This window comes from Streptomyces sp. NPDC111744, assembly GCF_055634995.1.
The window spans coordinates 1-2,821 of record NZ_JBVKCG010000069.1 but is presented as its reverse complement, the minus strand read 5'-3'; the positions used below and the strand labels follow the sequence as shown (position 1 = coordinate 2,821).

The window sequence follows — 2,821 nt, the reverse complement described above, 5'->3', positions numbered from 1 at the left end:
TAGCGCACGATCTGACACGGATGTTCCTCAACCCCCTGGTTCGTGACTCACCCGATCGGGGTGCGTGCGGCGCTGGTAGTGGCAATGGCGGGGGCCCTCACCTCTGATCTTGGACACACGAGACGCTGGATCCTGAGGAACTGAGAACGGACATCTCGTGGTCATGAAGAACTACCTGCCGGAGTTCAAGGCGGATGCGGTCGCGCTGTATGAGTCGCGGCCCGATGTGACGATCAGGTCGGTGGCCGCCGATCTGGGGATCAACCCTGAGACCCTGCGGAACTGGGTCCGGGCTGCCGGAGCAAGCCGTCCGCGGGGACGCCGGACGCAGGAACCGGCCCAGCCGCCAGCCCCGCTGGAGGCGGGGAACGCGGCTCTGCGGAAGAAGGTCAGCGAGCTCGAGGAGGAATGCGAGATCCTGCGGAGGGCCGCCAAGTATTTCGCCGGGGAGAGTCGCTGGTGAACCGCTTCCAGTGCGTCGCCGATCCCCATACGCCGCTACGGCGTGAAGCGGCGTATGGGGCGTCGGTCACGAAGCCAACGTTGCCGTGCGAGCTTCTCGTGGTACTTAAGGATCTTCCAGATCAGTACGGACCCGAACAGACTGAGAACGACGGACGCGATTACGAGAAACATTTATGGAAACTTTCCAGTAAATACCCGACCGGGACTTTTTGAACTTACTTTTTGAAAGACTCCGTCGCCCGGATGGTTGTCTATCGAGACGTCGGCTCCAGAGTACGAGAAGCGCTGCTCCACGGCGCAAGCTGGCTGCATGGCAGCTACGCCTGCCAGGGCGACAGCCGCAGTGTTGACGGACAGCCTCGTGGCGAGTCGCATGTTTCTCATGAATTCCCTTCCATCCGCCGCGAGGGCGCCATTTACCCATCGACATACGAGAAAGGTTCCGATGAGATCAGAATCACTTAGCTTCTTCAGCAGTCACGCCTCAAGGTGATGGGTAACTATCGGTTGACTGCGTCCTCGCCTGGGATAGGGCCACAGTCCTGCGAATGAAGACGTCACCCGATCGGTGGCCACTCCGAAGATGCTCACTGAACTACTAAATCGTGATGACACCCTCCCAGACACGTCAACGGCGAGATGGGTATGCGGGAAAATGAGGCACTGAAGCTGCCCTAAGACTCCTTGGTGCGACAATTACGAGCTCGTGCACGGTAGGCAGTGAGACGTCGGGCTATTGATCGTTGATCATGGTCGTGTGGTGGGGAAGGCGACTCGTGCGGTGATCATCAGCAACCGGCGGATCACGGGCCTGACGGCCGATGTGATTGCTGAACTCGTTGCTGAGACCGTGTTTGAGATCTACTGAGATGCCAGCCATGCGGTGTACCAGTCGTGGAAGTCCGGTCCTGGGGTCAGGCCGCCCCAGGACCGGTCGTCGAGCCAGACTTGTCCGGCGTTTGTGCCCGTGATGACGAGGCGGGAGAAGGTGTCGCAGCCGATCTCGCTGAGGACCAGAGTCCCCGCGACCGAGTAGTCGGCGTCGCCTCCCCTGCCCGGTCCCGGCCAGACCGTGGTGTGCGGGAACAGGGTGGCCAGGAAGCCGGCTCGCAGGCACTCGGTCCGAAGGTCGTGCAGGGCCTCTTCGTCATCCACTTCCTCTGCCAGGCCCAGCAGTCCGTAATGAGGTCCCGCTCCGCCACCGGCGACCGTGCCCAGGAAGTCCCGGTAGGACGCGGGAAGGGTGACGCCGTGCAGTTGCTCGAAGGAGCGGATCGCCTCCTCCGACAGGAGCGGTTGAAGCCGGTATCCGTGGTGCGAGGCATTTAGCCCAAGCGCTGGGCCGTCGAGCGCACCTTCTCGTGGATCACCGCGCACCGGCGCCTCGCCCGCGACTACGAGCAGCACCCCGCCCGCTCCGAGACCATGATCCGCTGGGCAATGATCGGCATCATGGTCCGCCGACTCACCCGCGGCCATCCCGCCACACGGCCGGGCCCCAGGCCATTGATCCGGGTGGGGCCGGACGAGGATACGGTTCGGGCGTGACCGCTGATGCTGCCGCCCCGAGCGGGACCTGGAACGGCGCCTCGGTGCGCTCTCGTGTTGCCGCGATGGCCCTGGAGGATCCTGAGCGTCGCCGCTTCGGCCTGGAATCCGCGCTGGTCCGGGGCCTTGCGCACGATCTCCAGCTCGCGGCCGAGGATCGCCCGGGCCCAGTCCACGAGGCGGCCGGCGAAGCCCTGGTCGGCCCAGATCTTCTGAACTCCCGGACGGTCCAGCCGAGTCCAGAGCAGTGGGTGCTTCGCGCCGTCGCGGTCCTGGATGTTCGCGGCGACAACGTGGACGGCCAGGAGCAGACCGAGGGTGTCGGTGACGATGAACCGCTTGCGGCCCTTCACCTTCTTGCCCGCGTCGAAGCCCCTGGTGCCGGCGGGGACGGTGTCGGCAGTGCGCACGGACTGCGAGTCGATCAGCCCCGCGCTCGGCTCCACACTGCGGCTGTCGGCGGCCCGGACCTGGCCGCGCAGGGCGTCGTGGATCCGCTCGACGGTGCCGTCGTCGTGCCACCAGGTGAAGTACCAGTACACCGTCGGCCATGGCGGGAAGTCCTTGGGCAACTGCCGCCAGGCACACCCGGTGCGGACCACGTAGAAGATCGCATCCACGATCCGCCGACGCGGGTGCTTCTCACGTCGCCCGCCCTTGGGACCCACCCGCGCTGGCGGCAGCAACGCCTCCACCAACGCCCACTGATCACCCGTCAAATCCGACGGATACCCGCCCCCGGAACCACTCACGCCGGGCTCAACGACCCCGCCAGTCACGGGACACGGCAGATCTCAAACACGGTCTC

2 protein-coding genes and 2 pseudogenes are annotated in these 2,821 nt (G+C 64.8%); 2 read left to right on the top strand and 2 right to left on the bottom strand.

Features of this window, described 5'->3' with window-relative positions:
* Nucleotides 1–163 precede the first annotated feature (163 nt).
* Nucleotides 164–463, top strand: coding sequence for a transposase (locus ACZ7OO_RS44000; protein ID WP_471513001.1), 300 nt, complete (start codon nt 164–166; stop codon nt 461–463).
* A gap of 863 nt (nt 464–1,326) precedes the next feature.
* Here the strand turns inward: ACZ7OO_RS44000 and ACZ7OO_RS43995 are convergent.
* The gene (locus tag ACZ7OO_RS43995) at nt 1,327–1,872 is read right to left on the bottom strand and encodes an SMI1/KNR4 family protein (protein ID WP_471513000.1); all 546 of its coding nucleotides are present in this window, start codon (nt 1,870–1,872) and stop codon (nt 1,327–1,329) included.
* On the opposite strand from ACZ7OO_RS43995, the pseudogene ACZ7OO_RS43990 reads away from it, so the two are divergent.
* Nucleotides 1,795–2,013 (top strand): annotated as a pseudogene (locus tag ACZ7OO_RS43990) (hypothetical protein); the annotation flags it as partial. The gene ACZ7OO_RS43995 and the pseudogene ACZ7OO_RS43990 sit on opposite strands and share 78 nt — an antisense overlap.
* Before the next feature lie 116 nt (nt 2,014–2,129).
* Here ACZ7OO_RS43990 and ACZ7OO_RS43985 read toward each other — a convergent pair.
* A pseudogene (locus ACZ7OO_RS43985) lies at nt 2,130–2,765 on the bottom strand (IS5 family transposase); the annotation flags it as partial.
* Between the last annotated feature and the right edge of the window lie 56 nt (nt 2,766–2,821).